The following is a 1,382-nucleotide window of genomic DNA, read 5'->3' as shown; positions in this document are numbered from 1 at the left end:
GCACAAAACGGGCATTGTCGCCCGCCCTGTCATGCCGAGACAAGCACCCCCGCGCAGGCGGCGGGAGATCAGATCAGAGCATCGCGTAGCGCGTGCCCTGCGGGGCGTGGGCCGTGTAGTAGTTGTTGACCCCTTCGAGGATCGACTGGGCGACCTCGCGCTGATAGCTCGACGAACGCAGCCGCATCTCCTCGTCGGGATTGCTGATGAAGGCACTCTCGACCAGGATCGACGGGATGTCGGGTGACTTGAGGACGGCGAAACCGGCCTGCTGCACGTCCTTCTTGTGCAACCGGGCCACGTTGCCCAGGCGCTTCAGGACGCGATCACCGAAATCGATGCTGCTCTCCAGGGTCTTGGTCTGAGCCAGGTCCAGCAACACCGAGGCCACGTCCTCGTCGTGACCGGACAGCGAGGCCCCGCCGACGAAGTCCGCGCTGTTCTCCTTCGCCGCCAGCCAGCGGGCTGCCTCCGAACTCGCCCCGTTCTGGCTCAGGCAGTAGACCGAAGCCCCCTTGGCCGAGGCGAGCCGGAAGGCGTCCGCGTGCACGGAAATGAACAGGTCGGCGTCGTGACTACGAGCGATCCGGGTGCGCTCGCGCAGGTGGATGTAGCGATCGTCCTCGCGGGTCATCACGGCACGCAGCCCGGGCGTGGACTCGATCAGGTCGCGCAGCTGAAGCCCGATGTTCAGGACGATGTCCTTCTCCCGGGTACCCCGCCGACCGATGGCACCCGGGTCCTTGCCTCCATGCCCCGGGTCGATGGCCACCACCAGGTCACGGAATCCGGAGGAGCCGGACTGCAGGGTGGAATTGCGGCTGGGAAGGTCGTCCCGCTTGGCGATCGTGGTCTCGGCCCCGCCACCATGCGGCAGGTCGATCACCAGGCGATGATCGCTGTCCTCTGCGGGAGGAAGGATGATGATCTGCGGCCGAGCGCGCTTCTTGAGGTCGAACACCAGCCGGAGGTCCGTCCCGTTGCGCACGCCGGCCCGAACCCGCTCGACCACGGGCGAGCCGGACACGGCGGGCAGGGAAACTCCGCCGAGCTGCGTCCCGCGCACGTCCACCACCGCACGCAGGGGATCGTCGAGCAGCAAGGTCTCGAAATCCACCGGCGCCGAGATACGGAACACATAACGCGTGAACCCCTCGTGACGAGCCGCGTTGACACTGGACACCGCGACGCTCCGCGCCGCCAACACGGGGTGGGCGAACGTCAGCCCATAAGCGGCCAGACCGGTCCCGCACGCCGCCTGCAGGAAACGCCTGCGTTCGGCATCGACCATTGCCCGGCGGGCAAGATCAGACTGAGTTGGCTTTTTCATGCTCCACCTCCGGCAAGACAGCCCAGGAACGTGTCAACGAACACGATACCAA

At 66.4% G+C, this 1,382-nt stretch carries 1 protein-coding gene; it reads right to left on the bottom strand.

Annotation, left to right across the window (positions count from 1 at the left end; genetic code table 11):
- Positions 1–73: 73 nt before the first annotated feature.
- The gene (locus ACESL5_RS02920; protein WP_372591286.1) at positions 74–1,330 is read right to left on the bottom strand and encodes an N-acetylmuramoyl-L-alanine amidase; all 1,257 of its coding nucleotides are present in this window, start codon (positions 1,328–1,330) and stop codon (positions 74–76) included.
- Positions 1,331–1,382: the final 52 nt, after the last annotated feature.

It is taken from the genome of Guyparkeria sp. (assembly GCF_041687595.1).
Taxonomy (GTDB): domain Bacteria; phylum Pseudomonadota; class Gammaproteobacteria; order Halothiobacillales; family Halothiobacillaceae; genus Guyparkeria.
This window is presented reverse-complemented; position numbering and strand designations above follow the sequence as displayed.

Bases quoted from the DNA above. Each gene is read 5' to 3' on its own strand.
- ACESL5_RS02920 (WP_372591286.1), bottom strand. From the start codon at position 1,330: ATGAAAAAGCCAACTCAGTCTGATCTTGCCCGCCGGGCAATGGTCGAT.